At 58.2% G+C, this 25,717-nt stretch carries 24 protein-coding genes and 2 tRNA genes; 13 read left to right on the top strand and 13 right to left on the bottom strand.

What is annotated here, in order from left to right; translation table 11 throughout:
* Nucleotides 1-31 precede the first annotated feature (31 nt).
* From fumA to HCH49_RS02535, 3 genes are all read left to right on the top strand, one after another.
* Complete coding sequence (gene fumA, locus HCH49_RS02545; RefSeq protein WP_039263795.1) at nt 32-1,681, top strand: class I fumarate hydratase FumA; 1,650 nt, start codon at nt 32-34, stop codon at nt 1,679-1,681.
* 282 nt (nt 1,682-1,963) lie between these two features.
* On the top strand, nt 1,964-3,277 hold the full coding sequence (locus tag HCH49_RS02540) for an MFS transporter (RefSeq protein WP_221702131.1): 1,314 nt from the start codon (nt 1,964-1,966) through the stop codon (nt 3,275-3,277).
* Nucleotides 3,274-4,062: a substrate-binding domain-containing protein gene (locus HCH49_RS02535; RefSeq protein WP_064672762.1), complete on the top strand. Its 789-nt coding sequence runs from the start codon at nt 3,274-3,276 to the stop codon at nt 4,060-4,062. Before HCH49_RS02540 ends, HCH49_RS02535 begins: the two co-directional genes overlap by 4 nt.
* On the opposite strand, the gene HCH49_RS02530 is transcribed toward HCH49_RS02535, so the two are convergent.
* From HCH49_RS02530 to HCH49_RS02520, 3 genes are all read right to left on the bottom strand, one after another.
* Complete coding sequence (locus tag HCH49_RS02530) at nt 4,037-4,936, bottom strand: LysR family transcriptional regulator (RefSeq protein WP_045887829.1); 900 nt, start codon at nt 4,934-4,936, stop codon at nt 4,037-4,039. The genes HCH49_RS02535 and HCH49_RS02530 overlap by 26 nt on opposite strands.
* Nucleotides 4,937-5,028: 92 nt before the next feature.
* Complete coding sequence (locus HCH49_RS02525) at nt 5,029-6,558, bottom strand: cryptochrome/photolyase family protein (protein ID WP_221702130.1); 1,530 nt, start codon at nt 6,556-6,558, stop codon at nt 5,029-5,031.
* Nucleotides 6,555-6,701: a DUF2256 domain-containing protein gene (locus tag HCH49_RS02520; RefSeq protein WP_071789391.1), complete on the bottom strand. Its 147-nt coding sequence runs from the start codon at nt 6,699-6,701 to the stop codon at nt 6,555-6,557. Before HCH49_RS02520 ends, HCH49_RS02525 begins: the two co-directional genes overlap by 4 nt.
* A 215-nt stretch (nt 6,702-6,916) precedes the next feature.
* On the opposite strand from HCH49_RS02520, the gene mtfA reads away from it, so the two are divergent.
* Nucleotides 6,917-7,714 carry a DgsA anti-repressor MtfA gene (gene mtfA / locus HCH49_RS02515; RefSeq protein WP_033145920.1) on the top strand — a complete coding sequence of 266 codons (798 nt, stop codon included), beginning with the start codon at nt 6,917-6,919 and terminating at the stop codon, nt 7,712-7,714.
* Here the strand turns inward: mtfA and HCH49_RS02510 are convergent.
* Nucleotides 7,711-8,922: an MFS transporter gene (locus tag HCH49_RS02510; protein ID WP_221702129.1), complete on the bottom strand. Its 1,212-nt coding sequence runs from the start codon at nt 8,920-8,922 to the stop codon at nt 7,711-7,713. The two genes, mtfA and HCH49_RS02510, sit on opposite strands and share 4 nt — an antisense overlap.
* A gap of 138 nt (nt 8,923-9,060) precedes the next feature.
* Here HCH49_RS02510 and HCH49_RS02505 point away from each other — a divergent pair, with 138 nt between their 5' ends.
* The 6 genes from HCH49_RS02505 to HCH49_RS02480 all read left to right on the top strand — a co-directional run bounded on the left by HCH49_RS02505 (nt 9,061) and on the right by HCH49_RS02480 (nt 17,267).
* Nucleotides 9,061-10,803 carry an IucA/IucC family protein gene (locus HCH49_RS02505; protein WP_087822824.1) on the top strand — a complete coding sequence of 581 codons (1,743 nt, stop codon included), beginning with the start codon at nt 9,061-9,063 and terminating at the stop codon, nt 10,801-10,803.
* Nucleotides 10,803-11,750: a GNAT family N-acetyltransferase gene (locus HCH49_RS02500; protein WP_221702127.1), complete on the top strand. Its 948-nt coding sequence runs from the start codon at nt 10,803-10,805 to the stop codon at nt 11,748-11,750. Before HCH49_RS02505 ends, HCH49_RS02500 begins: the two co-directional genes overlap by 1 nt.
* Nucleotides 11,747-13,489 carry an aerobactin synthase IucC gene (gene iucC, locus HCH49_RS02495; RefSeq protein ID WP_311775716.1) on the top strand — a complete coding sequence of 581 codons (1,743 nt, stop codon included), beginning with the start codon at nt 11,747-11,749 and terminating at the stop codon, nt 13,487-13,489. Before HCH49_RS02500 ends, iucC begins: the two co-directional genes overlap by 4 nt.
* Complete coding sequence (locus HCH49_RS02490) at nt 13,486-14,811, top strand: lysine N(6)-hydroxylase/L-ornithine N(5)-oxygenase family protein (protein ID WP_087822827.1); 1,326 nt, start codon at nt 13,486-13,488, stop codon at nt 14,809-14,811. The genes iucC and HCH49_RS02490 overlap by 4 nt, the downstream gene beginning before the upstream one ends.
* Before the next feature lie 26 nt (nt 14,812-14,837).
* Nucleotides 14,838-17,027, top strand: a complete 2,190-nt coding sequence (locus tag HCH49_RS02485) for a TonB-dependent siderophore receptor (RefSeq protein ID WP_045142987.1) — start codon at nt 14,838-14,840, stop codon at nt 17,025-17,027.
* A gap of 164 nt (nt 17,028-17,191) precedes the next feature.
* Nucleotides 17,192-17,267 (top strand) — tRNA-Asn (locus HCH49_RS02480).
* Between the two features lie 54 nt (nt 17,268-17,321).
* Here HCH49_RS02480 and HCH49_RS02475 read toward each other — a convergent pair.
* The 3 genes from HCH49_RS02475 to HCH49_RS02465 form a co-directional block, all read right to left on the bottom strand.
* Nucleotides 17,322-17,654 (bottom strand): type II toxin-antitoxin system PemK/MazF family toxin, encoded by a 333-nt coding sequence (locus HCH49_RS02475; protein ID WP_032658722.1) that lies wholly within the window; start codon nt 17,652-17,654, stop codon nt 17,322-17,324.
* Nucleotides 17,655-17,912 (bottom strand): antitoxin, encoded by a 258-nt coding sequence (locus HCH49_RS02470; RefSeq protein WP_033145928.1) that lies wholly within the window; start codon nt 17,910-17,912, stop codon nt 17,655-17,657. It lies immediately after the preceding gene.
* 291 nt (nt 17,913-18,203) lie between these two features.
* Complete coding sequence (locus HCH49_RS02465) at nt 18,204-18,593, bottom strand: RidA family protein (RefSeq protein ID WP_221702125.1); 390 nt, start codon at nt 18,591-18,593, stop codon at nt 18,204-18,206.
* A 141-nt stretch (nt 18,594-18,734) separates the two neighbouring features.
* Between HCH49_RS02465 and HCH49_RS02460 the strand changes: the two genes are divergently transcribed.
* Nucleotides 18,735-19,655, top strand: a complete 921-nt coding sequence (locus tag HCH49_RS02460; protein WP_221702123.1) for a LysR family transcriptional regulator — start codon at nt 18,735-18,737, stop codon at nt 19,653-19,655.
* 75 nt (nt 19,656-19,730) lie between these two features.
* Here the strand turns inward: HCH49_RS02460 and HCH49_RS02455 are convergent, their stop codons facing one another.
* The 3 genes from HCH49_RS02455 to HCH49_RS02445 all read right to left on the bottom strand — a co-directional run bounded on the left by HCH49_RS02455 (nt 19,731) and on the right by HCH49_RS02445 (nt 21,462).
* Nucleotides 19,731-20,033, bottom strand: a complete 303-nt coding sequence (locus tag HCH49_RS02455) for an XRE family transcriptional regulator (RefSeq protein ID WP_029741460.1) — start codon at nt 20,031-20,033, stop codon at nt 19,731-19,733.
* A gap of 4 nt (nt 20,034-20,037) precedes the next feature.
* Nucleotides 20,038-20,391, bottom strand: a complete 354-nt coding sequence (locus HCH49_RS02450) for a type II toxin-antitoxin system RelE/ParE family toxin (RefSeq protein ID WP_193139527.1) — start codon at nt 20,389-20,391, stop codon at nt 20,038-20,040.
* Between the two features lie 177 nt (nt 20,392-20,568).
* Nucleotides 20,569-21,462: a LysR substrate-binding domain-containing protein gene (locus tag HCH49_RS02445; RefSeq protein ID WP_221702121.1), complete on the bottom strand. Its 894-nt coding sequence runs from the start codon at nt 21,460-21,462 to the stop codon at nt 20,569-20,571.
* 173 nt (nt 21,463-21,635) lie between these two features.
* On the opposite strand from HCH49_RS02445, the gene HCH49_RS02440 reads away from it, so the two are divergent.
* The gene (locus tag HCH49_RS02440; protein WP_262771271.1) at nt 21,636-22,241 is read left to right on the top strand and encodes a glutathione S-transferase family protein; all 606 of its coding nucleotides are present in this window, start codon (nt 21,636-21,638) and stop codon (nt 22,239-22,241) included.
* A gap of 43 nt (nt 22,242-22,284) precedes the next feature.
* Here the strand turns inward: HCH49_RS02440 and cbl are convergent, their stop codons facing one another.
* Together cbl and nac are read right to left on the bottom strand one after the other, a co-directional pair.
* The gene (gene cbl, locus HCH49_RS02435) at nt 22,285-23,235 is read right to left on the bottom strand and encodes an HTH-type transcriptional regulator Cbl (RefSeq protein ID WP_023336219.1); all 951 of its coding nucleotides are present in this window, start codon (nt 23,233-23,235) and stop codon (nt 22,285-22,287) included.
* Nucleotides 23,236-23,331: 96 nt separating this feature from the next.
* Nucleotides 23,332-24,249 carry a nitrogen assimilation transcriptional regulator NAC gene (gene nac / locus HCH49_RS02430; RefSeq protein WP_221702118.1) on the bottom strand — a complete coding sequence of 306 codons (918 nt, stop codon included), beginning with the start codon at nt 24,247-24,249 and terminating at the stop codon, nt 23,332-23,334.
* 320 nt (nt 24,250-24,569) lie between these two features.
* Between nac and HCH49_RS02425 the strand changes: the two genes are divergently transcribed.
* Nucleotides 24,570-24,645, top strand: a tRNA-Asn gene (locus HCH49_RS02425).
* A gap of 145 nt (nt 24,646-24,790) precedes the next feature.
* On the opposite strand, the gene ldtA is transcribed toward HCH49_RS02425, so the two are convergent.
* On the bottom strand, nt 24,791-25,687 hold the full coding sequence (gene ldtA / locus HCH49_RS02420) for a L,D-transpeptidase (RefSeq protein ID WP_087822833.1): 897 nt from the start codon (nt 25,685-25,687) through the stop codon (nt 24,791-24,793).
* Between the last annotated feature and the right edge of the window lie 30 nt (nt 25,688-25,717).

Genomic DNA, 25,717 nt, shown 5'->3' with positions numbered 1-25,717 from the left:
CGGCGGTTTTATTTTTGTGGAGCAATACGCTATGTCAAATAAACCGTTTTTCTACCAGAACCCCTTCCCTCTTTCCCATGACGACACCGAATACTACCTGCTGACCAAAGAGCACGTCTCCGTTGCCGAATTCGACGGTCAGGAAGTGCTGAAAGTGGAGCCGGAAGCCCTGACCCTGCTGGCGCAGCAGGCCTTCCACGATGCCGCGTTTATGCTGCGTCCTTCCCACCAGAAGCAGGTTGCCGCGATCCTGAACGACCCGGAAGCCAGCCAGAACGACAAATACGTTGCCCTGCAGTTCCTGCGTAACTCTGAAATTGCCGCAAAAGGCGTGCTGCCAACCTGTCAGGATACCGGCACCGCGATCATCATGGGTAAAAAAGGCCAGCGCGTCTGGACCGGCGGCGGTGACGAAGCGGCGCTGAGCCAGGGCGTGTATAACACCTACATTGAAGATAACCTGCGCTACTCGCAGAATGCGGCGCTGGACATGTATAAAGAGGTGAATACCGGCACCAACCTGCCCGCGCAGATCGATCTCTACAGCGTGGACGGGGACGAATACAAATTCCTGTGCATGGCAAAAGGCGGCGGCTCTGCCAACAAAACCTACCTCTATCAGGAAACCAAAGCGCTGATCACCCCGGCGAAGCTGAAAAACTACCTGGTTGAGAAGATGCGCACCCTGGGCACTGCGGCCTGCCCGCCTTACCATATCGCATTTGTGATTGGCGGTACGTCAGCGGAAGCCACGCTGAAAACCGTGAAGCTCGCTTCCACGCGCTACTACGACGCGCTGCCGACGGAAGGTAACGAACACGGCCAGGCGTTCCGCGACGTTCAGCTCGAACAGGAACTGCTCCAGGAAGCGCAGAACCTCGGCCTCGGCGCGCAGTTCGGCGGTAAATACTTCGCCCACGATATCCGCGTGATCCGCCTGCCGCGCCACGGCGCCTCCTGCCCAATCGGCATGGGCGTCTCCTGCTCCGCAGACCGCAACATTAAAGCGAAGATCAACCGCGACGGGATCTGGATTGAGAAGCTGGAACACAACCCGGGTCAGTATATTCCTGAATCACTGCGCCAGCAGGGCGAAGGCGACGTGGTGAGCATCAATCTGAACAAGCCGATGAATGAGATCCTGGCGCAGCTTTCCGCGCACCCGGTCTCTACCCGCCTGTCGCTGAACGGGACCATCATCGTGGCACGCGATATTGCCCACGCGAAGCTGAAAGAGCTGCTCGACAACGGTGAAGAACTGCCGCAGTACGTTAAAGACCATCCGATCTACTACGCAGGCCCGGCCAAAACGCCGGAAGGCTACGCCTCTGGCTCACTCGGCCCGACCACGGCGGGCCGTATGGACTCGTATGTGGACTTACTGCAATCCCACGGCGCGAGCATGATCATGCTGGCGAAAGGCAACCGCAGCCAGCAGGTAACCGACGCCTGCCATAAACACGGCGGCTTCTACCTGGGGAGCATTGGCGGCCCGGCGGCGGTGCTGGCGCAAAACAGCATTAAGAGCCTGGAATGCGTCGCGTATCCGGAGCTGGGAATGGAAGCCATCTGGAAAATTGAAGTCGAGAACTTCCCGGCGTTTATCCTGGTGGATGACAAAGGCAACGATTTCTTCCAGCAGATCCAGAACAAACAGTGCGCGGGCTGTTCACAGCGCTAGGTTGAGACAGGCCGGGTGGCGCAACGCTGCCCGGCAGTCGCAGAAAGACATGAGCCTGCGTCATGTCACAAAACCGTGATATCAGCCACTTAGCAAAAAGTGGTGAATAAAAAATCAATTAATTGTTAAGTTATTGTTGTCATTAATTGTATTGATCCCGCGAAGGCTATTCATGCAAAACGTGCATCAGCCGATGCGGCATTTGCGCTTATCTATTTCCTCATCCTGATCCAGTTTTCAAAAACAGACGCGTAAAACGTCAACAATAAACTGGAGATAACCATGTTTTCCTCAACCTCACCTGCAACCGTACGCTCGAAAGCGGGCGCCATACTCCGCGTGACGTCCGGCAACTTTCTTGAGCAGTTCGATTTCTTTCTGTTCGGCTTCTATGCCACCTACATCGCCCACACGTTCTTCCCGGCGAACAGTGAATTTGCGTCGCTGATGATGACCTTCGCCGTCTTCGGCGCGGGCTTTTTGATGCGTCCAATAGGCGCCATCGTGCTTGGCGCATATATCGACAAGGTAGGTCGCAGAAAGGGGCTGATCGTCACGCTTTCCATCATGGCGGCGGGGACGTTCCTGATCGTGCTTATCCCCTCTTATCAAAGCATCGGTCTGTGGGCGCCGCTGCTGGTGCTGACGGGCCGTCTGCTGCAGGGCTTTTCCGCCGGTGCGGAGCTTGGAGGCGTCTCGGTTTATCTGGCTGAAATCGCCACGCCGGGCCGCAAAGGGTTTTACACCAGCTGGCAGTCCGGCAGCCAGCAGGTCGCCATTATGGTCGCCGCGGCGATGGGCTTTGCCCTGAATGCCCTGATGGAGGAGAGCGCCATTCGCGAATGGGGCTGGCGCATCCCGTTCCTGTTCGGCTGCTTAATCGTGCCGTTTATCTTTTTCCTGCGCCGCAAGCTGGAGGAGACGGAAGAGTTCAGCGCGCGCCGCCAGCATCTGGAGATGCGTCAGGTCTTTAAAACGCTCCTTGGCAACTGGCAGGTGGTGGTCGCAGGCATGCTGATGGTGGCGATGACCACCACCGCGTTCTACCTGATCACCGTCTACGCCCCCACCTTTGGCAAAAAGGTGCTGATGCTCAGCGCCTCGGACAGCCTGCTGGTCACGCTGCTGGTGGCGATTTCTAACTTCATCTGGCTGCCGGTGGGCGGCGCGCTGTCGGATCGCTTCGGGCGCAAGCCGGTGCTGATTGCCATGGCCCTGCTGGCGCTGGCGACCAGCTATCCCGCCCTGACGCTGCTGGCGAGCGCGCCCAGCTTCTCCATGATGCTGAGCGTGCTGCTGTGGCTCTCCTTCCTTTACGGCCTGTACAACGGCGCGATGATCCCGGCCCTGACGGAGATTATGCCTGCTGAAGTGCGCGTGGCGGGGTTCTCTCTGGCTTACAGCCTGGCAACGGCGGTCTTTGGCGGCTTTACCCCGGTCATGTCCACCGCGCTGATTGAATACACCGGTGACAAAGCCTCGCCTGGCTACTGGATGAGTTTCGCTGCCGTGTGCGCCCTGCTGGCCACGCTCTACCTCTACCGCCGCCGCGCGGTATCGCTGCAAAATACCGTCAAGTCACAGGGGGCAGTATGAAACGCACTTATCGCTATACCGCCAGCGCGCTGGTGCTGACGCTCCTGAGCGTTAATGCCTGTGCCCAGGACGTAAAGGTCATGATTTCAGGCGGCTTCAAGGCTGCCCTGGAAAAGCTGGCCCCGGACTATGAACGCCGGACCGGGGATAAAATCGTGATTATCCCCGGCCCCTCAATGGGCGCTACGCCGCAGGCGATCCCAAACCGACTGGCGCGCGGCGAGAAAGCCGACGTGGTGATTATGGTGGGCGATGCGCTGGAGAAGCTCGAAAAAGCCGGCCAGACCCAGCCGGGTTCGCGAACCGAACTTGCGGACTCCCCCGTTGGCATGGTGGTAAAAAAAGGGGCGGATGTCCCTGATATCAGCAGCGAGGCGGCTCTGCGCAAAACGCTGCTGCAGGCCAGCTCCATCGCCTACTCTGACAGCGCCAGCGGCAGGTACGTCAGCCAGACGTTGTTCAAAAAAATGGGGATCGAAAAAGAAGTGGCGGGTAAAGCGACAATGGTCGAGCGTATCCCGGTCGCCTCAGAAGTGGCGAAAGGAAAATACGCCGTCGGTTTCCAGCAGGTCAGCGAGCTGCTGCCGGTTCAGGGCGTCACCTTTATCGGGAAAATCCCGGATAATCTGCAGTACATCACGCGCTTCGCGGGTGCGGTCACCCGTCACGCAGAACATCCCGCGGAGGGGAAAGCGCTGCTGACCTATCTCGCCTCACCGCCCTCCAGGGCCGTCATCCAGAAGACGGGGATGATCCCCGTTACGTCCGGCGATACTGCTCGGTGATCTGCTTTTCCAGTTCAGCCGCAATGTAGGACTGGATGCGCCCCCGGCGCCGGATAAGCCCCACGGTGCGTTTCACTTCCGGCGCCACCAGCGGCAGATGCGTCAACAGCGTGTGCTCTGACGTCGGCATCGACATGGCGGGAACGGCAGCAATGCCGATCCCCGCCTCTACCATACCGAGCATCGTGGTAACGTGGCGCGTTTCGCAGACGCTGGGGCGTTCGGGAACGATATCCCCCAGCATCCGATCGAGCAGGTTACGGTTGCCTGACGTTTTATCGAGGGAGATATAATCCTGCTGGTAAAAGGCCTGCCACGTCAGATGACTCTTCTGCGCCAGGGGGTGATCCTTTCGGCACGCCGCGACATAGACATCCTCCACCAGCGGGAAAAATTCGATGTCAGACGGCAGGTTTCCTGCGAAGCAGATACCAAAATCCGCCTGGCTTCGGGCCACGGCGTCAATCACATTCCCCGCGCTGCTGTCGATGAGCTTAATGCGAACGCGCGGATAGCGAGACTGAAAACGACGAATCACATCAGGCATAAAGTAACAGGCCGCGGAAGGGACCGTGGCAACCGTGATCAGCCCCGTCCGCTCTTCGCTGACCTTATCGACATCCGCCAGCATTGACTCAACGTTGTCGAGCAGCTGCGCGGAGCGTTCAGCAAAGTTTTGCCCGTATAACGTTAAGGCCACGCGGCGGGTGGTACGGTCAAACAGCCGGTTTCCCAGCGCGGCTTCCAGCTTTTCAATCCTGCGGCTTAGCGCCGACTGGGATAAGCAGATAGATTCAGCAGCGACACGGAAGTTACCGTATTCCACTAACGCTCTGAAAGCATAAAGATCGTTAAGGTCAAAATTCACGGGCATAGCGTCTGGATGTCCTGTCAGGGAATACGCAACAAAGTCAAAAATAATAGCGTCTTATTGACCCACCGCAACCGGCGCGGTGGTGAAATACATCAGAGCTCGTTGAGATGCAGGCGAATATACCCGGCGCGATCGGCAATGGCCTGCCGCTCCTCTTCCTTCATGTCCGCAAGCTGTTTAAAGACAATGCCCAGGCGGGGATTGTTACCCAGACGCGCCTGGTTGCGCGCAAAGAAATCCCAGTAAAGGGCATTGAAGGGGCACGCCAGCTCTCCGGTACGCTGGGTGTGCTGATACCGGCACCCCTGACAGTAATTACTCATCTTGTGAATGTACGACGCGCTCGAGACGTAGGGCTTACTGGCCAGCAATCCGCCATCGCCAAACTGGCTCATTCCGAGGGTATTGGGCAGCTCCACCCATTCAAAGGCATCAATATAGACCCCCAGATACCATTCATGAACCGCCTGCGGCGACAGGCCGCTGAGCAGGCTAAAGTTCCCGATGACCATCAGGCGCTGGATATGGTGGGCGTAAGCCTCGGTGAGGGACTGCCCAATCGCATGCGCCAGGCAGCGCATCTGCGTCCTGCCGGTCCAGAACCAGTCCGGCAGCGGGGCGTGCTGGTCTAAGGCATTCAGCTCCCGATAGCCCGGCATCTGAGACCAGTAGATCCCACGCACGTACTCCCGCCAGCCGAGAATTTGTCGGATAAACCCTTCGACGGCTGGCAGCGGCGCATGGCCCAAACGCCATGCCTGCTGGGCGGCAGCCACCACTTCCCGCGGATTAAGCATTTTGGTGTTCAGCGCGAACGAAATTAACGAGTGGAACAGAAAAGGCTCCTCAGCGTGCATCGCGTCCTGCCAGGCGCCGAACTGCGGGAGCACGTGAGCGATAAATTCATCCAGCCTGGCTTTGGCTTCCGAACGGTTGAGCGGCCAGCGAAAATTCCCGGCCTGCGGTTCACCGAAGGTGTTTACGCCGCAGCGCTGGATCTCCGCCCATAAGGCTGAATAATCGTGGCGCGGACGCGAGTCGTCCGGCGCGGGCGGCTCGCCGGACCAGCGCTTGCGATTTTCAGCATCATAATTCCATTTTCCCCCTTCCGGCTCGCCTTCTGAGGTTAACAGTACGCCGTGCTGACGACGCATTTCCCGGTAAAAGTACTCCATTCGCCAGCTTTTGCGCGTCGCAAAGAACGCGCTCACCTGTTCACGGGTGGTGAAGAAATGCTCGCTGCTGACGCAGGCCGTTTCGACGGACGCCGCTTTCGCCCACGCCTGCAGCTGCGTGTCCAGGCGCCATTCGTCGGGCTCCTGCCATATCACCCTGTCGGCGCCGTAATGCGCGACAAGCGCGTTGAGATTGTCTTCCAGCGCGCCGCGGTTTGAGTCGTCAGAGAGCCGGACATACCTCACCCGATGCCCCTTCTCCTTTAACGCAGAGGCAAACGCGCGCATGGCCGCAAAAATGGCGATCACTTTCTGAGCGTGGTGAAGCACGTACGCGGTTTCGGCCCGCAGCTCCAGCATCACGTAAATGACATTTGGATTACAGGCATCAAACCAGCTGTGGTGCGGATTAAGCTGATCGCCCAGGATCAGGCGCAGTTCGGTCAACGGTGGCTCCTTCGACAGCGCTCGGAACAGTATTTGACCTCATCCCAGCATTTCGCCCATTTCTTGCGCCACGTCATGGGCCGCTGGCAGTGCGCGCACGCCCGGCTGGGCAGGTTCTGCTTGTTACCTTTGAAATCGCTCATCTTTTCAATACCGTACTGATTTCTTCACTGAACCTGTGGGTTAAGGCTACGACAGACTTCACAAAATGAAGGTGATGCCCGTAAACCGCTACCCACCGCTACGTACGAATGATAGTTTATTCAGGCTAGAATTGTCGCAGTGAGCGATTTTCTGGCATCTTAACCAAACCTGACTTTCCCATTTTTGTTCAAGTGACGAGTTTGCGAGCAAAGCGATGATAAAGTGGCCCTGGAAAACGAATGAAGCTGGCCGGGATATGGCGCTGCCATGGGATGACGCGCTGACGATCCCTGTTCTGGCTAATCTTAAGCCGGATGAACAAGCGAAACTGGTTCAGCTGGCGGATCGTTTTTTACAGCAAAAACGCCTGGTTCCACTGCAGGGTTTCGAACTCGATCCCCTGAAAAACGCGCGCATCGCCCTGCTTTTCTGTCTGCCGGTGCTTGAATTGGGTATCGAGTGGCTGGACGGTTTCCACGAAGTGCTGATCTATCCGGCCCCCTTTATCGTCGATGACGAGTGGGAAGATGACATTGGGCTGGTGCACAACCAGCGCGTGGTGCAATCCGGACAAAGCTGGCAGCAGGGGCCGATTATCCTCAACTGGCTCGACATTCAGGACTCGTTCGATGCGTCCGGTTTTAATCTGGTTATCCATGAAGTGGCGCATAAGCTGGATACCCGCAACGGCGATCGCGCCAGCGGAGTACCGCTGATCCCGCTTCGCGAGGTGGCGGGCTGGGAGCACGATCTGCACGCGGCGATGGATAACATCCAGGATGAAATAGACCTGGTGGGCGAAAGCGCGGCCAGCATTGACGCCTATGCGGCAACCGACCCGGCCGAGTGCTTTGCGGTGCTCTCGGAGTATTTCTTCAGCGCGCCAGAGCTTTTCGCGCCCCGCTTCCCGGCGCTGTGGCAGCGTTTCTGCCAGTTTTATCAGCAGGATCCGCTCCAGCGTCTGCGGCAAAATGAGGAATCTGGCGGTCATTCCTCCCGCCAGATCCATTAAGGCTTTTCAGCAGGGGTCCGCTCGGATGACCGTACCCCTATGCTCAACGCTAAAAATAGCACTGCCATTCCCCATGCGGCCACCGTCAAAGACTGCTCGCCGTAAAAGCGCGTCACTACAGGCACCAGCAGCGCGCTGACGCCGTAGCCTAACGTGTGGCTGGTGGCGATGACGCCAGCGCCTTTCCCGGTGGTCAGCCTGTCGTTCAGCAGCAGCTGGTAGCCCGGCGTGGCCATCGCCGCCCCGAGTGAAGTGATAACAATCCCCACGTAGAACAGCGTTAAACTCGCGACGGTCATCAGCCCAAGCCCTGCGACCATTAACACCGCCGCGATGCAGAGCAAGGTCACCGGGGTGAAATGCTGCGGGCGGACCACCAGAAACTGCGCCGCGAGCGTGGCCAGCGCGGCCAGGCTCAGAAGAAGCGCAACATGATGGCTGATCTCCCGGGCGTTGCCCTCCAGCAGAGGGCTAAGATGCGGTGACAGGCCAAGCTGCATCAGGCTGACCAGCGCCGCCAGCAGCAGCGCCAGCAGCAGGAACGGCAGCATCGAGGCCTGCAGGCGGGTCGCCTGGTGCGCCACCGGCGGCAGCGGCGGGTCTGCGGCTTCGCGAAGCACCAGCAGCAGCGCGATTAACGGCGCGATCGCCATCAGCCAGAGCGGCGCGACCGGGCTGACGCTGAGCATCAGCGCCGCCAGCGGCGGGCCGAGCAAACGTCCGCAGCTGAGGCCGGAGCTTATCGTCGCCAGCGCCGCCATTCTCTTCTCCAGCCCCGCACGCTGAATAGCCCACGTCTGGGCCGCAGGTACCAGCCCCGAGACCGTCAGTCCGTAAAGCAGACGTGAAAGAATCAGTCCCGCCAGTCCCCAGACGGTATCCAGCCTTCCGGCCGCCATCGCCCAGACCACCAGCGCCATGACGGCGAAACTGGCCAGATAGCCGCTCAGCGAGGCCACCATCACGGCCTTACATCCCCGCCGCTCGCTCTGGCGTCCCCACCAGGGCGAGGCCGGTAAAAAGAGCATGGATCCGAACATCAGCAGACCGGCCCAGACCGAGAGCGACAGCCCGGTCAGGGTCACCAGCTGCGGGAGCATCACCAGCAGGCCGTTTTGCCCGATACCTAATAAACCCGCACATAGCGCCAGGGGCCAGTTGGCTTTTGAGGTGACCTTTTCGGTCAATACTTCAGAGTCAGTGCGCATGAGAATGTGAACATAGTGTCAATAAATGTGTGGAAATTATGAAGTTTATGAAAACAAATATTGCAAAAATGGTTGCGACTGTAAACATAATGAATATCATAACGAGAATTATTATCAATCATGGAATGAGGTACATCTATGCGTGCTCTGACCCGCTCTGCCGGTACAGACGTTGCAGCCCAGTGTTTTTTGAACGCCCTGTTGCGCGAAACGAAGGACTGGCGCTATCTCCCCGCTACCGCTGCGGATGCGTTACCGAACATTCATATCCCGCTGTCCCAAACCCAGGCGCTTCGGGTTCCGGTACGCTATTTCTCTCCCACCCAGCATCATCTGTACCGTTTCCCGGCCACGCTTCTTCAGAGCAACAGTGATGACGGTGACGCCGTCACATTTGATCAACTGGTTGATTTAATTCTTGAAAAACCGTCAGTAAAAGGCTCGCTGGATGCCGATACGCTGGCGCGTTTTAAGCAGCGCGTTCTCGAAAGCCATGCCCACACCTGGCAGGCGATCGATCTCCGCCACGGCTGGGTAAACCTGCGCGATAAGCCGCTGACGTTTGCTGAAGCGGAACAGGCGCTGCTGGTCGGCCACGCGTTTCACCCGGCGCCGAAGTCGCACGAGCCGTTCAACGAAACAGAGGCGCGTCGCTATCTTCCTGATTTCGCCTCCCGCTTCCCGCTGCGCTGGTTTGCCGTTGAGAGCGCGCTCGTTGCCGGCGACAGCCTGAACGTCTCCCTGCGCGAGCGCCTGCTGCGCTTCGCGGCCCAGAGCGCGCCTGAGCTGCTCGGCCACTTCACCGACACCCGCTGGCTGCTGCCGATGCATCCGTGGCAGGCCGACTATCTGCTGGAGCAGGACTGGTGCCAGCGTCTGGCGGAAAACGGTGCATTGCAGGACCTGGGCGAAGCGGGCGCGCAGTGGCTGCCTACCAGCTCGTCCCGCTCGCTGTACAGCGAAACCAACAGCGACATGATTAAGTTCTCCCTCAGCGTGCGCCTGACCAACTCCGTGCGCACGCTGTCGGTCAAAGAAGTTAAGCGCGGAATGCGCCTGGCGCGCCTGGCGAAAACGGAACGCTGGCAAGAATTACAGGCCCGCTACCCGACCATGCGCGTGATGCAGGAAGACGGCTGGGCGGGGCTGCGTGACGAAAGCGGCGTTATTCAGGAAGAGAGCCTGATGGCCCTGCGCGTCAATCTGCTGTTCGATACGCCAGACACCCAGACCAACGTGCTGGTGAGCCTGACCCAGGCCGCGCCGGACGGCGGCGACAGCCTGCTGGCCTCCGCGGTGCGCCGTCTGAGCCAGCGTCTGGATTTACCCCTCGCCCAGGCCGCCCGCTGCTGGCTGGACGCCTATTGCGACCGCGTGTTGCTCCCGCTGTTCAGCGCCGAGGCGGACTACGGTCTGGTCCTGCTGGCGCACCAGCAAAATATCCTCGTTGAGATGCAGCAGGATTTCCCCGTCGGGCTGATTTACCGCGACTGCCAGGGCAGCGCGTGGACCGAAGGGGCCGACGCGTGGCTGAATTCAGCGGGCGAAACGGAGGTGGAAAACCGCTTCGGTGAGAGCCAGCTGCTGCGCTACTTCCCTTATTACCTGCTGCTGAACTCTACCCTTGCCGTCACCGCCGCCCTCGCCGCCGCCGGTTTTGACAGCGAGGAGAACCTGATGTCCCGCGTGCGCGACGCGCTGGCCGAACTGCGCCGCACGGCGAAGCAGACCCGCTGCCTCGACTACGTCCTCGACAGCCCGACCTGGAACTGCAAAGGCAACTTCTTCTGCTACCTGCACGATCGCAATGAAAACACCATCGTCGATCCGGCGGTGATCTATTTCGACTTTAGCAACCCGTTTTACAAGGAGAAGGCGTAATGTCCATCGCGAATATCGTCCATTCCGGCTACGGCTTTCGCTGCACCGCAACGGATCGCGCGCTACCGCTGACGTTGGGTCTCGACGGCAGCGCGGTGCTGGAGCGTCTGAATGGGATCCCGGACGGCTGGCTGGTCGAAGCACTCGATCAGCTGTTTGTTGCCGCACCCGCGCTGACCGGCATTACCCTGCCATGGGCAACCTGGCAGGATGAACCCCAGGCGCAGGCGCTGTTTAGCCTGGCCCACGGGGACTATCTGGCACGCGAAACCTTCTGGCAGCTGCCGCTGTGGCTGAAAGGCGAACGGCCGCAGGCCAGCGGCGGGATGCAGTTTGATGAAAGCCGTCAGCTGTACTTCCCGCTGCGTCCTCACCGCCCGCAGGGCGAAGTATACCGTCGTTACGATCCGCAAATTAAGCGCACCCTCAGCTTCCGCGTGGTCGACGTGGCGCTGGACGGCGAGCGCTTTACGCGCTGGATGAACAACCCGCGCGTGAACGCCTTCTGGGAGATGGCGGGCCCGCAGGCCGAGCAGGAAAGCTATCTGCGCCGTCAGCTTGACTCGACCTACTGCTACCCGGTTATCGGCTGCTTCGATGACCAGCCGTTCGGCTATTTTGAGCTCTACTGGGCGCCAGAAGACCGCATTGGCCGCCACTACCGCTGGCAGCCGTTTGACCGCGGCCTGCACATGCTGGTGGGCGAAGAGAACTGGCGCGGCGCGCAGTACATCCGCAGCTGGCTGCGCGGCCTGAGCCACTATCTGTATCTCGATGAACCGCGCACCGCGCGCATCGTGGCCGAGCCGCGCTTCGACAACCAGCGCCTGTTCCGCCATCTGGCCTCCGCCGGTTTCGAGACGGTGAAAGAGTTCGACTTCCCGCACAAGCGCTCGCGCCTCATCATGAGCCAGCGCCATCGCTTCTTCAGCGAGGTGGAACTGTGAACGCGCTCTGGCAGAAAGTGAACCGCGAGATGGTGGCGAAGATCCTCGCCGAGCTGGAGTACGAACGCACCCTGCGCGCTGAGCCGGTTTCGTCGAACGGCTGGCGCATCGCCATGGGCAACGAGTCCTGGCAGTTTCGCGCCACGCGCGGGATCTGGGGCTGGCTGCATATCGACCCGGACAGCCTGATCGTCGCCAGCGGCGATGCCGTGGAAGCGGAACGCGCGCTGCTGCAACTGGCGAAAGTGCTGGAGATGAGCGACGCGCAAACGGCAGAGCATATGGAAGATCTCTACGCTACGCTGCGCGGCGACATGCAGCTGCTGCAGGCGCGTGAAGCGCTGGACGCGGACGCGCTGATCCACCTCGACCCGGACGAATTACAGTGTCTGATGAGCGGTCACCCGAAGTTTATTTTCAACAAAGGTCGCCGCGGCTGGGGCCTGGACGCGCTGCGTCAGTACGCGCCTGAGTATCGCGGACGTTTTCGTCTGCACTGGGTTGCCGTTCAGCGAGAGCATCTGGTCTGGAGCAGCGACGCCGATTGCGATATCAACGCTCTGCTGGCCAGCGCCATGGACAACGCCGAGCTCGCCCGCTTCAACGCCCGCTGGCAGGCGCTGGGTCTCAACGACGGCTGGCTGCCGGTGCCGCTGCACCCGTGGCAGTGGCAGCAGAAGATCGCCGTTCATTTCCTGGCGCAGCTGGCGCGCGGTGAGATGGTTGAGCTGGGCGAGTTTGGCGACGAGTATCTGGCGCAGCAGTCCCTGCGCACGCTCACTAACGCCAGCCGTCGCGCGCCGTATGACATCAAGCTTCCGCTGACCATCTACAACACTTCCTGCTATCGCGGCATTCCGGGCAAGTACATTGCCGCCGGGCCGCTGGCTTCGCGCTGGCTGCAGCAGCAGTTCGCTACCGACGCCACGCTGATCCGCTCCGGTGCTCAGGTGCTTGGCGAACCCGCAGCCGGTTATCTGTCGCATCAGGGCTATGCCGCATTGCCGAAAGCGCCCTACCGCTATCAGGAGATGCTGGGGGTGATCTGGCGCGAGAATCCGTCCTGTTATGTAGAAGACGGTGAACAGGCGGTGCTGATGGCAGCGCTGATGGAAACCGATAACGCCGGGCGCCCGCTGATCGACGCGTGGATTAAACGCTCGGGGCTAAGCGCCGACGCGTGGCTTGAAAAGCTGTTCGAGGCAACGGTGATCCCGTTCTATCACCTGCTCTGCCGCTACGGCGTGGCGCTGATCGCCCACGGCCAGAACGTGACGCTGGTGATGAAGGATTACGTCCCGCAGCGCATCCTGCTGAAAGATTTCCAGGGCGATATGCGCCTGGTGGATGAGGATTTCCCGCAGGCCCAGAGCCTGCCGGAGCAGGTGAAGGCCGTCACGGCGCGCCTGAGCGCGGATTACATTATTCACGACCTGCAAACCGGTAACTTTGTGACGGTGCTGCGCTTTATCTCGCGCCTCACGCTGCAATGCGGCGTGAGCGAAACGCGTTTCTACCAGCTTCTTGCCGGAGTTTTACGGGAGTATATGGCGGCGCACCCGGATCTGGCAGAGCGCTTCGCCAAATTCGATCTCTTCAAGCCGCAGATTATTCGCGTGATCCTCAACCCGGTCAAACTGACCTTCTCCGAACACGACGGCGGCAGCCGCATGCTGCCTAACTACGTCACCGACCTTGATAACCCTCTTTTTCTCGCCTCCCGGGAGTCAGCGCAATGAAAACCTTTGATTTCATCGGCATTGGTATTGGCCCGTTTAACCTCAGCATCGCCGCTCTGGCCGAAGGGCTGGACGGCTTTAGCTCGCTGTTCCTTGAGCGTAAACCGCACTTCTCCTGGCACCCGGGAATGATGGTGCCGGACTGCCACATGCAGACCAGCTTCCTGAAGGATCTGGTCAGCGCCGTGGAGCCAACCAACCGCCACAGCTTCCTGAACTACCTGGTGCAGCGCAAAAAGTTCTACCGCTTCCTGACCACCGAGCAGCGCACCGTCTCCCGCGAAGAGTTTGCGGACTACCTGTGCTGGGCGGCGGAAAACCTCACCAATCTCGCCTTCAGCCAGCAGGTACAGCAGGTGAGCTTTGATGAGAAAAGCGGCCTGTTTGAGGTGGTGACCCAGCGCGACCGTTTCCTGGCGCGCCACGTCTGCGTGGGGATTGGCAAGCAGATCAACCTGCCTGACTGCGTCACCGCGCAGGACGATACCTGCTTCCACGCCAGCGAGATGATGCTGCGCACGCCGGATCTCGCGGGCAAGCGCGTCACCGTCGTCGGCGGCGGCCAGAGCGGCGCCGACCTGTTTTTGAATATCTTCCGCGGCGAATGGGGCCAGCCGCTGAGCCTGAACTGGGTATCGCGCCGCAATAACTATAATGCGCTGGATGAAGCCGCCTTTGCCAACGAGTATTTCACGCCGGAGTACGTGGACAGCTTCTCCACGCTGGGTGAAGAGGCCCGTCGGCAGATGCTGCACGAGCAGAAGATGACGTCCGACGGGATCACCACCGAGTCCCTGCTGGCGATTTACCGCGCCATGTACCACCGCTTCGAAGTGCTGCGTGAAAAACCCTGGGCGCATCTCCTGCCGTCCCGCTCGGTGACGGCGCTGACGCGCCAGGAAAACGGCCATCGCCTGAGCATTCAGCATCACCTCGACGGCGGCCGCGAGCAGCTGGAGAGCGACGTGGTGATTTTCGCCACCGGCTACCGCGCCGTGCAGCCCGCATTCCTCGCGCCGCTGTCTCACCGCCTGCATCTGGATACGGACGAAGCCTTCTGCATTAACAACGATTTCACCCTCGAATGGGACGGCCCGCAGAGCAACCGCCTGTTCGCCGTGAATGCCGGGATGCACCGTCTCGGCATTGCCGAACCCCAGCTCAGCCTGATGGCCTGGCGCGCGGCGCGAATTCTTAATCGCGCGCACGCCGACGAGCCGTTTGAGCTGGCTACCACACCCGGCGTTATCCACTGGCGCAGCACCACCAGCCCGGAGAACAGCCCGGTTTTTAAATCGTTAGCAAAAACCACCGAGTACTGACACACACAATCAGGATCAACATAACAATGAAACGTTCTCATCTTTGGGTTTTAAATCCTTGCTTGCTTGCAATGCTTTCTACCTCTGCGTGGGCGGAAGAACAAAAGGAAGAAAATATCGTGGTCTCCGCCAGCCGCGCGCACCGCAGCGTGGCGGAGATGGCGCAGACCACCTGGGTCATTGAACGGGCTGAAATTGAGCAGCAGGTTCAGGGCGGGAAAGAGATTAAAGAAGTGCTGGCACAGCTGATCCCAGGTATGGACGTCAGCAGCCAGGGCCGTACCAACTACGGCATGAACCTGCGCGGCCGCTCCATGATGGTGATGGTGGACGGCGTTCGCCTGAACTCGTCCCGCAGCGACAGCCGCCAGCTGGACTCTATCGATCCGTTCAACATTGACCGTATCGAAGTGATCTCCGGCGCCACCTCGCTCTACGGCGGCGGCAGCACCGGCGGCCTGGTGAACATCGTCACCAAAAAGGGCCAGCCGGATACCGAAGTGGAGTTCCAGACCGGGGCAAAGAGCGGGTTTAACAGCCACAACGATCGCGATGAGAACGTGTCGGCAGCCGTAAGCGGCGGTAACGACAACGCCTCCGGTCGTCTGTCGGTGTCGTATCAGCGCTACGGCGGCTGGTATGACGGCAAAGGCAACGAGGTGATTATCGATAACACCCAGACCGGCCTCCAGTATTCCGACCGTATAGATGTGATGGGCACAGGCACCATCAACATTGACGATCGTCAGCAGCTGCAGCTGACGACCCAGTACTACAAGAGCGAGTCCGACGGCAAGCATGGCCTGTATCTCGGGAAGAACTTCTCGGCGGTAACAGGCGATGCGACCGCGTACAACAAAGATAATCTTGATTCTGACCGCGTACCGGGCACCGAGCGCCATCTGATTAACCTGCAGTACTCCAATACCGACTTCTGGGGCCAGGATCTGGTCGCGCAGATTTACTATCGCGACGAGAGCCTGACCTATTATCCGTTCCCGACCCTGACCAAAGGCGTGGTGAGCAGCATCGGCGCATCCCAGCAGAAAACCGATTTTTACGGCGGCAAGCTGACGCTGAACAGCAAGCCGGTGGACGATTTGACGCTGACCTGGGGTGTGGATGCCGACCACGAAACCTTCGATGCCAACCAGCAGTTCTTCAACCTGAGCAAGGCCGCGGCGAGCGGCGGCATGGAGCTGGATAACGCCTACAACGTGGGCCGTTACCCGGGCTACAGCATCACCAACCTCGCCCCGTTCCTGCAGGCCAGCTACGACATTGACGCCATCACCCTGAGCGGCGGCGTACGTTATCAGTACACCGAGAACAAGGTAGACGACTTTGTCGGTTACACCCAGCAGCAGGCCATCGCCACCGGGAAAGCCACCTCCGCCGACGCGGTGCCGGGCGGGAAAACCGATTACAACAACTTCCTGTTTAACGCCGGGATCCTCGGTCGCCTGACCGAACAGCAGCAGCTGTGGTTTAACTTCTCCCAGGGCTTCGAAATTCCGGACCTGGCGAAGTACTACGGCTCCGGCACCTATCAGCTCAGCAACGGTCACTATCGCCTGCTGAACAGCGTCAACGTGAACGACTCGACGCTGGACGGTATCAAGGTCAACGCTTATGAGCTGGGCTGGCGCTACACCGGCGATAACCTGCGCACGCAGGTCGCGGCGTATTACTCGCTCTCGGATAAAACCATCACCATCAACAAGACGGATATGACCATCAACCTGGAAGACGACAAGCGTCGTATCTACGGGGTTGAAGGTCAGGTGGACTATTTCTTCACCGACAGCGACTGGAGCACCGGTGCGAACTTTAACGCCATCAAGTCTGAAACGCGCGAAAACGGCAAATGGGAGAAGCTGACGGTTGACAGCGCCAGCCCGTCGAAAGCCAGCGCATGGGTCAACTGGGCGCCGGGCGACTGGACCCTGCGCGTGCAGAGCACGCAGACCTTTGACGTATCAGACTCCGACGGCAAGAAGATCGATGGCTATAACACGGTCGACTTCCTGGGCAGCTACGCCCTGCCGGTGGGTAAGGTCAGCTTCAGCGTGGAAAACCTGCTGGACAAAGACTACACCACCGCCTGGGGCCAGCGCGCGCCGGGGCTGTATAGCCCAACCTACGGCGCACCGGGGCTGTATACCTATAAAGGCCGCGGACGTACGTTTGGTCTGAACTACTCCGTACTGTTCTGATCCTGCGCGCCGCCTGCGGGCGGCGCATTTTGCTGTGTAATTTCAACGCGAATTTGCTATAAAATCAGCGATTTGCTGAAATTGTCGGCAAACAAACGAAAAGTTTAATTTCCCCCTTTGACAAGGTGAACGCAGGTCGATAATATTCGCCCCGTTCACACGATTCCTCTGTAGTTCAGTCGGTAGAACGGCGGACTGTTAATCCGTATGTCACTGGTTCGAGTCCAGTCAGAGGAGCCAAATTTGAAAAGCCTGCTTTTGAAGCAGGCTTTTTGCTTTTCTGCGTCACTGATGTTAATTCAGAATCGCATCCAGCCTGGCAAGCACTTCATTTACAACGGCGTCAGGTATGCGTTCCAGCCGCATGCCGTTCCGGGCAGACATATCAATGGTTCTGGGCTGATCGCAGCGAATAACGCCCGTTGTTGTTGTCCCCGCCCCTTCCAGTGAAACGGTGAAACCTGCTGTACGTGCAAAGTTTCCGCCGCTGGTGACGGGAACCACTACCGGTAACCGGGTCAGCTTGTTAAACGATGCCTTCGATACGATAAGAACCGGACGTTTTCCACTTTGCTCGTGGCCAGCAATCGGATCCAGTGAAACAAGCCAGATTTCCCCTCTGTCCATTTACAGGATCTCCCTGCCCACCGCAGGCGCATCGATCCATTCCCGCTCCTCTTCGCTCATTTCAGCGTGCGGATCGCACTGCGCCAGCAGCTCCTCAAGCGAATAGTGAGGCCGCTTTTGGGGTTCAATAATCAGGCAGCCATTATTAATGGTCATGCCGACTTCGCTGTCCGTCGACAGCTCCAGCGTTTTCAGCACGGCGGGAGGAACCGCCAGCATGATGGATCCGCCGACCTTTTTCAGACGAGTTGTATACATAGCGCACCTCCGGATATTATATTTTAATATAACATTCATGGCGGGAAGTGCACAATTAGTCATCAGATTCATGGTGATTTCCTTTTCGTATTTAGGTGTCCATAAAGCCGTTATCCATCGAAGGACAGTGCAGGCGGGAACGAAGCGCGGAACTAAGAAGGCTGATAATAAAAAACTCTTTTTGCGGTTCAAAGGGTTATGGCGAATCGGATAAACGAAATGCGAGGCGGCTTCCGGATCGGAGCTGCGCCCGCTGTATTGTCTTTTGACCGTCGGAAAGACCCGTAACGATTAGGGCAGCCTGGCAATCACCTTAATTTCAAACTGGAATCCGTACAGCCACGTCACGCCGATCCCGGTTAACGTAGGGTAAGGCGCTTCCCCCCAATATTCTGGCAGGATACTCCAGATAGCGTCGAGGTTTGACTCGGGATCGACGACAAAGAGAGTAACGTCAACAACGTCATCGAACATGCAGCCCGCAGCTGCGAGAACAGCATTAAGGTTATCGAATGCCAGCCGGATCTGCGCGTTGAGATCCTCTTCAGGCGAACCATCCTCCCGGCTACCAACCTGTCCCGAAACAAACAGGAAGCCGTTAGATTTGATGGCGGGTGAATACCGGTTGCGCTCGTAGAGCGCCTGCCGACCGAAGGGAAAAACGGCTTCGCGTGTTGTCATGTTTGTGCCTCTGTAATGGGGCGAAATCTGCCCGGTGAACATAAAGACACTTTACAGTTGCTGTAGCGGGCGGATAAACAAGCGACTTTGTCCATCATTGTTTGTAATATCCAAACAATCGGTGAAAAGAGAGAACAACGGATGGATCGTTTCGATGCGATGCGCGCCTTTGCTCGCGTAGTTGAGGCAGGCAGTTTCACCAGGGCTGCCCAAACGCTTCATATGAGCAAAACCACGGTGACGCAGCTTATTCAGCAGCTGGAAGCGCGCCTGCGCGTCAAGCTGCTCCACCGCACCACCCGCAGGCTCGGTGTAACTCCTGATGGCGCGGTCTACTACGAGCGCGTCATCCGCCTGCTGGCGGACATGGAAGATGCTGAAAACAGCCTGTCCAGTGCGACGATGACGCCCCGGGGGCGACTACGGGTGGACGTGCCCACTCCTCTCGCTCGCCTGGTGCTGGTGCCCGCGCTACCGGCTTTTCACGCGCGCTACCCGGATATCCAGTTCGACATGGGCGTGAGTGACCGGGTGGTGGATCTGATCGGCGACAACGTGGATTGCGTCGTGCGCGGCGGTGAAATCAACGACCAGTCCCTGATCGCACGCCATGTCGGCGATTTGCAAATCGGTGTTTACGTCGCACCGAGCTATGCGGAACGCCTTGGTGCCCCTGCGCATCCGCGAGAGCTGGAAAACACGGACCATCGCATAGTGGGATTCTTGTCCTCACGCACCGGCAAGGTTGATCCTCTGGTACTGCACGGTGAGAGCGAACATATTGAAATCACGGGAAGCTACGTGCTTGCAGTGGATGATGGCAATGCCTACCTCGAAGCCGGGCTCGCGGGATTAGGCGTGATTGCGCTACCCGTTTATATGGCGGCAGCACATCAGGCTTGTGGCTCCTTGATTCCGCTATTTGAAGACTGGCGTATCAACCCAATGCCCCTGTACCTGGCCTTTCCGCCGAACCGCCACGTTAACGCCAAACTGCGCGTTTTTATTGATTGGATCGTTGAATTGATGCAGCAGCATGTCCCCATTTCTACCCATAAGTAACTGCATCTATTCGTTCATCACCGCCGAGTGACGGTCATGCTGGCGGTTTTGAAGCAGGCTTTATGCTTTTCTGCCCTACAGCACAAACTCATAGTGCGAGCCGTCCGGCAGCTCCACATCAAGCCGCAGCTTTCCGCCCGCAGCCTCAACGTAACGCTTGAGAGAAGAGAGTTTCAAATCGCGCCCGGGCTTTTCCATTACCGCAACGGTAGGTTGCCTGATACCCAACGCCTGCGCCATTTCTACCTGCGTTTTTTGTACTTTCTCGCGTAACTCAGCAAGATGAATGTTGAGCAAAATATCCGTTGCTATCGCCTGAGCGCTGGCGACAACCTCCGGCTTTTCATCCGCTATAAGCTGCTCAAGGGTTCTTCCCATCGCGCTATTCCCTCTCTTTTAATGTATCCAGCCAGTGAGTGAATTCCTGGTCAGCAACGAGAAGCATCTCATCGTAGAATCGCCTTTCATTGCCGATCTTATTGCCCGCACAAAGCACGATACCCGTGCGGTTTGGATCAAAGGCGAAAAACGCCCGCAAGGGATCGCCCTTACTCTGAATACGTAGCTCTTTCATGTTGCTGTGACGAGAGCCTTTAAGCGTATCAGCGTAGGGTCTCGATAAACCCGGCCCCTTCTCTCGCAAAACAAACAGTGCTGCAAGTACGCTGGCGCGATCGGTATCGTCAAGCGAAGTGAACCAGCGATCAAACCTGTCCGTCGTGTTAATTGCCCACACAAGACCTCCCATCCAATATAGATCAAAAGCTATATACATGCAAAGCTATAGCGATGATTATGCAGAGATGGAAAAGCAGAATCTTGTGGGGTTACGGAAATACTGAATGCGTGCCGGAGTAATTCTATGTATCCCTTGTTGGATATTCATTTTGTTACGAGCAGCATCGAAAAAAGTTCAGCAGCCCGTCAACTGCCGCCAGGCTGCCACTTCCTCATCCAGCCACGCGACAAAAAGAGCCACCTCCGGCTTCGTCTCCGTTGACCGCGCTGTCACCAGCCAGTAAGGCCAGGGATACGGCGCGGTAATGGAGGTTAGCTGGACCAGTTCACCCCGGGTGATGGCATCCTGAACCAGAGAGCGGCGCTCCAGCGCGATGCCTTTTCCGAGCCGAACGGCTTCGATAATTAAATTCGAGTCGTTAATGCATAAACCGCCAGGCACGATCTCTTTCTCCAGCCCCGCATTCACGCACCACGTTTTCCACGACTCCATGGAAAAAATAATATGACTTTTTGCAATCTCAGCCGGCGTAGCGGGCAACACACCGTCGTTATAGCCAGGCGCGGCCACCACAATGAGTTCATCGGAAAAAAGGTACTGGCTTTCGCTCCCTTCCCAGTTTCCTTTCCCCATCCGTATCGAGATGTCTATCCCCTCCTGCTGCAGGCTGGTGACCGTCAGGCTGGCCTGGATCCGAAGGGTGATAAGCGGATATTTCGCCCGAAAGCGTTCCAGACGCGGCAACAGCCAGTGGCATCCAAAAGACGGCACCATCGCCAGCGTCAGCTCCTGCTTTCTCGGCTTCACCTGTACAAGCCGGGTGGCATCCGCAATATGGTTCAACGCCTCGCGTACCTGTAAGGCATAGAGCCGCCCTTCTTCGTTAATCTGCACCCCGCGTCCCTGACGGATAAAGAGCTTAACGCCCACCATCTCCTCCAGCACTTTGATCTGCTGGCTGATTGCGGAATGGGTAACGTGGAGTTCTTTCGCCGCCAGCGTCACGCTGCCAAGACGGGCGACGGCTTCAAAGCTTCGCAAACTGGCAATGGGTGGAAAATCCGACATGAAAGCACTCCCTTATCCGCGCTGGATGTATAACGGCAACTTGCCCACATGTCAGTAATACTAACCTTTACGGTAAGATACTGAAGATATTCGCCAGGAAGTTTGTATTGTACTGTCTGATCATCCTCTTCAATGACGCGTTATTTCACAGAGACAGGAAAACGGCAACGATGATTAAGCTTGTTGGCATGATGGATTCACCTTATGTACGGCGCGTGGCGATTTCCCTTGAACTTTATGGCGTTGAGTTTGAAAGTCAGCCGCTGTCGGTATTCAGCACCTTCGACGCGTTCTCCCGAATCAACCCCGCGGTAAAAGCGCCCACGCTGATTCTGGATAACGGAATACGTTTGATGGACTCGTCGCTGATACTGAATTATTTCGAGGCTCAGGCCACACCCGGGCGGAGACTTCTGCCCGTCGAGCCGGATGCGCTGGCAAACGATCTTCAGACGCTGGGCTTTATCCTCGCCGCCGCGGAGAAAGCCGTGCAAAATGTGTATGAACACCACCAGCGCCCGGTGGAAAAGCAGCACGCTTTATGGGTCGAACGCATTACAACCCAGCTGCTGGCGGCTTGCCGGGAATGGAATGCCTTGCTGGAGACGCGTCCGGCCTCCGCCGTTCCCGATCAGGTTGCCGTCACGAGCACGGTTGTCTGGACGTTTATTCAGTCGATGATCCCGCACGTCGTTAACGCAGCGGATTTTAGAGAGATTCAGGCGGTTGCCGAATCATTTGAATCACAGGCGGTCTTTAAAAAATATCCGTTCAGCTAAGCGATGAGCCCGGTCAGCGCAGCGCTACCGGGCAAATCAGCACCTAAATCTGATAATCAATCGCCACTTCTTCCGGCTCCATCACCTGGCGTTTAATCTCATCTACCGACAGCCCGGCGTTGCAGAGTTCGATAAAGCGCCACACGTAGTTGCGCTGCAGCTGCCCGCGCTTCAGGCCAAGCCATACGGTGTTGGCGTCGAACAGATGACGCGTATCAAGACGCACCAGGTTCCCGTCCTCACGTTCTCCGCTGGACTGTTCCGCCACCAGGCCAATGCCCAGGCCCAGCTCGACGTAGGTTTTGATCACGTCAGAATCCTGCGCGCTCAGCACCACGTCCGGCGTTAGCCCTTTGCGGTTGAAGGCCTCATCTATGCGCGAGCGTCCGGTGATCCCCTGGCGGTAGGTGATCAGCGGCCATTTCGCAACGTCTTCCAGCGTCAGAGGGGAAACCTGATTCAGCGGATGATCGACCGGGAGTAACAGGCTGTGGTACCAGCGGAACCAGGGGAACGCCACCAGCAGCGGGTCGTTGCTCAGGCGTTCGCTGGCAATGCCGATATCCGCCCCACCGTTTTGCAGCAGCACTTCAATTTCCTGCGGCGTGCCCTGGATGAGCTCCAGACGGACGTCGGGGAAAAGTTCGCGGAACGCTTTAATCACCGGCGGCAGGCTGTAGCGCGCCTGGGTGTGGGTGGTGGCAATGGTGAGTACGCCCGAGGCGTCATTGGTAAAGAGATCCGCCAGACGACGCACGTTGCTGGCCTCGTTGAGGATCCGCTCAGCGATGGTGAGCAAAGCCTTACCCGGCTCCGTCATGCCGAGCAGCCGCTTGCCGCGACGGATAAAGATCTCTATGCCCAGCTCCTCTTCCAGCTCGCGGATGTGGCGGCTGACGCCGGACTGAGAGGTATAAAGCATATTGGCGACCTCGGTCAGGTTGTAGTCCCGCCTGGCCGCCTCACGGATAATTTTAAGTTGCTGGAAATTCACGATTCACTCCGGCGCATCTGACATAGCTCTATTGTTAGAGTCAGCCGCGCTGCAGAACAAATAATAAAAACCAGCATCTTATGCTTTTATGGAATATCAGCTCACGAGCTGGAGTTCACGGTTCTCAAGCGACGGCTTGCTGAGCAGCGACATCAAAATCTCTTTTACCGCCTGCGCCTGCGGCGTCAGCGAACCGCGTGCAGACATGTTCAGCGACAGCGGCAGGCTCATCGAAGGCGTGGTGATCCGCGCCATCCAGCCGTTCGCCGCGCTGCACAGCGAGCGGGCTGCGGATTCCGGCAGAACCGTCACCCCCATTCCGCTGGCAATGGCCGCGGTGAGCGTGGAGATTGAGTCAATTTCACCGATGATTTTGGCCGTCAGGCGGCGCAGAGAGAACGCTTCGTCCACGCGCACGCGCACGGCGCTGTAGTCGCGCGGCAGATAAAGGTTCATCTCTGCCACGGCGGTAAGGTCTACGCTCTGGCCCGGACAGTCGCGGGTGCCCACGAGATAGAGATCTTCTTTCAGCAGCGGCTGGCTGGTGATGCCGGCGACCGGGGAGCGATCGTAAAGGACCGCCATATCCAGCTGGCCGTTGAGCAGTTTGTCATTCAGCACGGAACCGCTGTTTTCGTGCAGGTACACCAGCACTTCTGGCAGCTCGGCGCGGACGGCCTGCAGCAGCGGCATGGTAATAGAGGACGCGGCCGTTCCCGGCGCCAGGCCGATAGACACGTGCCCGCTCAGGGTCTGTCCCACGTTATTCACCGCCAGCTGCGCCTGTTCACACTGGCGGAGGATGGTGCGCGCATGGGTATACAGGATCTTGCCTGCTTCCGTTGGCGTGACGCCGCGTTTGGTGCGGATCAACAGCTGCTGATCCATCTCGCCTTCCAGAGTAGCCACCTGCTGGCTCAGCGCAGGCTGCGCGATATGCAGCACTTCTGCCGCTTGAGTCAGGCTGCCGATATCGACGATTTTTACGAAGTATTTCAGTCGTCTTAAGTTCATTTTGCCCCCTGTTCGAAATGCTGTGCCGGAACCGGCTGTCGTTGTTGAACAGGTTTTGCAATATGAATGCCACTTTTACCAGGCGGTCTAAATTGTTCGCTAAGCGCCTGAAAATAAGGAAACCTAATCATGGAGGGGGGTTTTATTACCGAAACAGCAGTTTATGATCTGCCCCATTAGGGGTATACCCGCACCATGACGGTGCATTCCGCTGCCAAAAACATCACTTTGCCGATTTTGTCAGCAAACGATCAAAAGGCGTTGATCCACCCTTTGACAAGGCGAACGCAGGTCGATAATATGCGCCCCGTTCACACGATTCCTCTGTAGTTCAGTCGGTAGAACGGCGGACTGTTAATCCGTATGTCACTGGTTCGAGTCCAGTCAGAGGAGCCAAATTTGAAAAGCCTGCTTTTAAAGCAGGCTTTTTGCTTTTCTGCGCAAGGTAAATGCAAAACGGCAACCCGGTTGCCGTTTTTAGTGTGTGCACCCTCTCCCGTGGGAGAGGGCTGGGGTGAGGGCACCAGCCCGCACTATCCCTTCACATGCCGATCTTAACCGGCATCCCCGACCGCCGTTCCAGCTCAGCGCCCGCGCCCTCGTTTATCAGCTGCGTTCGCTGCGCGGCTGAAATAGGCAGCGGCACTTTCCGGGTTGACTCAAATTCCGCACGGTTACGTGATAATGGCTCGTGAACTTCCACCCAGCGGCTGCCGTCCGGCTCCGTGGTCATCTTTACAGGCCGATCGATAAGCTGCACGCGGGTTCCCACGGGAACGTTTTCGAAAAGATATTTGATGTCGTTATTACGCAGACGAATACAGCCCTGACTTACCCGGAGCCCGATGCCGAAATTCGAGTTTGTGCCGTGAATGGCATACAGCCTGCCGATATAAATCGCATACAGCCCCATCGGGTTATCCGGCCCGGCGGGCACGAATGCCGGCAGCGTTTTCCCTTCTGCCGCATAGGCGCGGCGCGTGTTCGGCGTTGGAGACCAGGTTGGCCCCTCCTGCTTACGCTCAACGGCCGTCACCCAGTTACGCGGGGTTTCACGCCCGGCCTGACCGATGCCGATGGGCAGCACTTCAACGGTGTTACCGCCTGGCGGGTAGTAGTAGAGGCGCATTTCTGCCGCATTCACGATAATGCCCTCGCGGACGGTGTCAGGCAAAATCAGCTGCTGGGGTATCACCAGCCGGGTGCCAGGTTTGGGCAAAAAAGGATCCACGCCCGGGTTTGCTTCCAGCAGGTTGCTCAGCCCCTGCCCGTGCTGCGCGGCAAAGGCTTCCAGAGGCAGCGTATTGCCTTCGGGAACGGTGATGATAATCGGGGTGCCCACCAGACGACTGCCTTCCGGCGGGAGCGTATAGGTTACGGCAAACGCACCGGGTACAGCGGCACACAGCGTAAGGACGAACCAGGTAAGTCGAATCATAGTTTTCTGCGCTCAAAAAAGAGAAAGCCC

Source organism: Enterobacter sp. Y17, assembly GCF_019730495.1.
GTDB classification, from domain to species: Bacteria; Pseudomonadota; Gammaproteobacteria; order Enterobacterales; family Enterobacteriaceae; genus Enterobacter; species Enterobacter asburiae_B.
The sequence above is the reverse complement of the archived record's forward strand: the minus strand, read 5'-3'. Positions and strand labels throughout refer to the sequence as shown.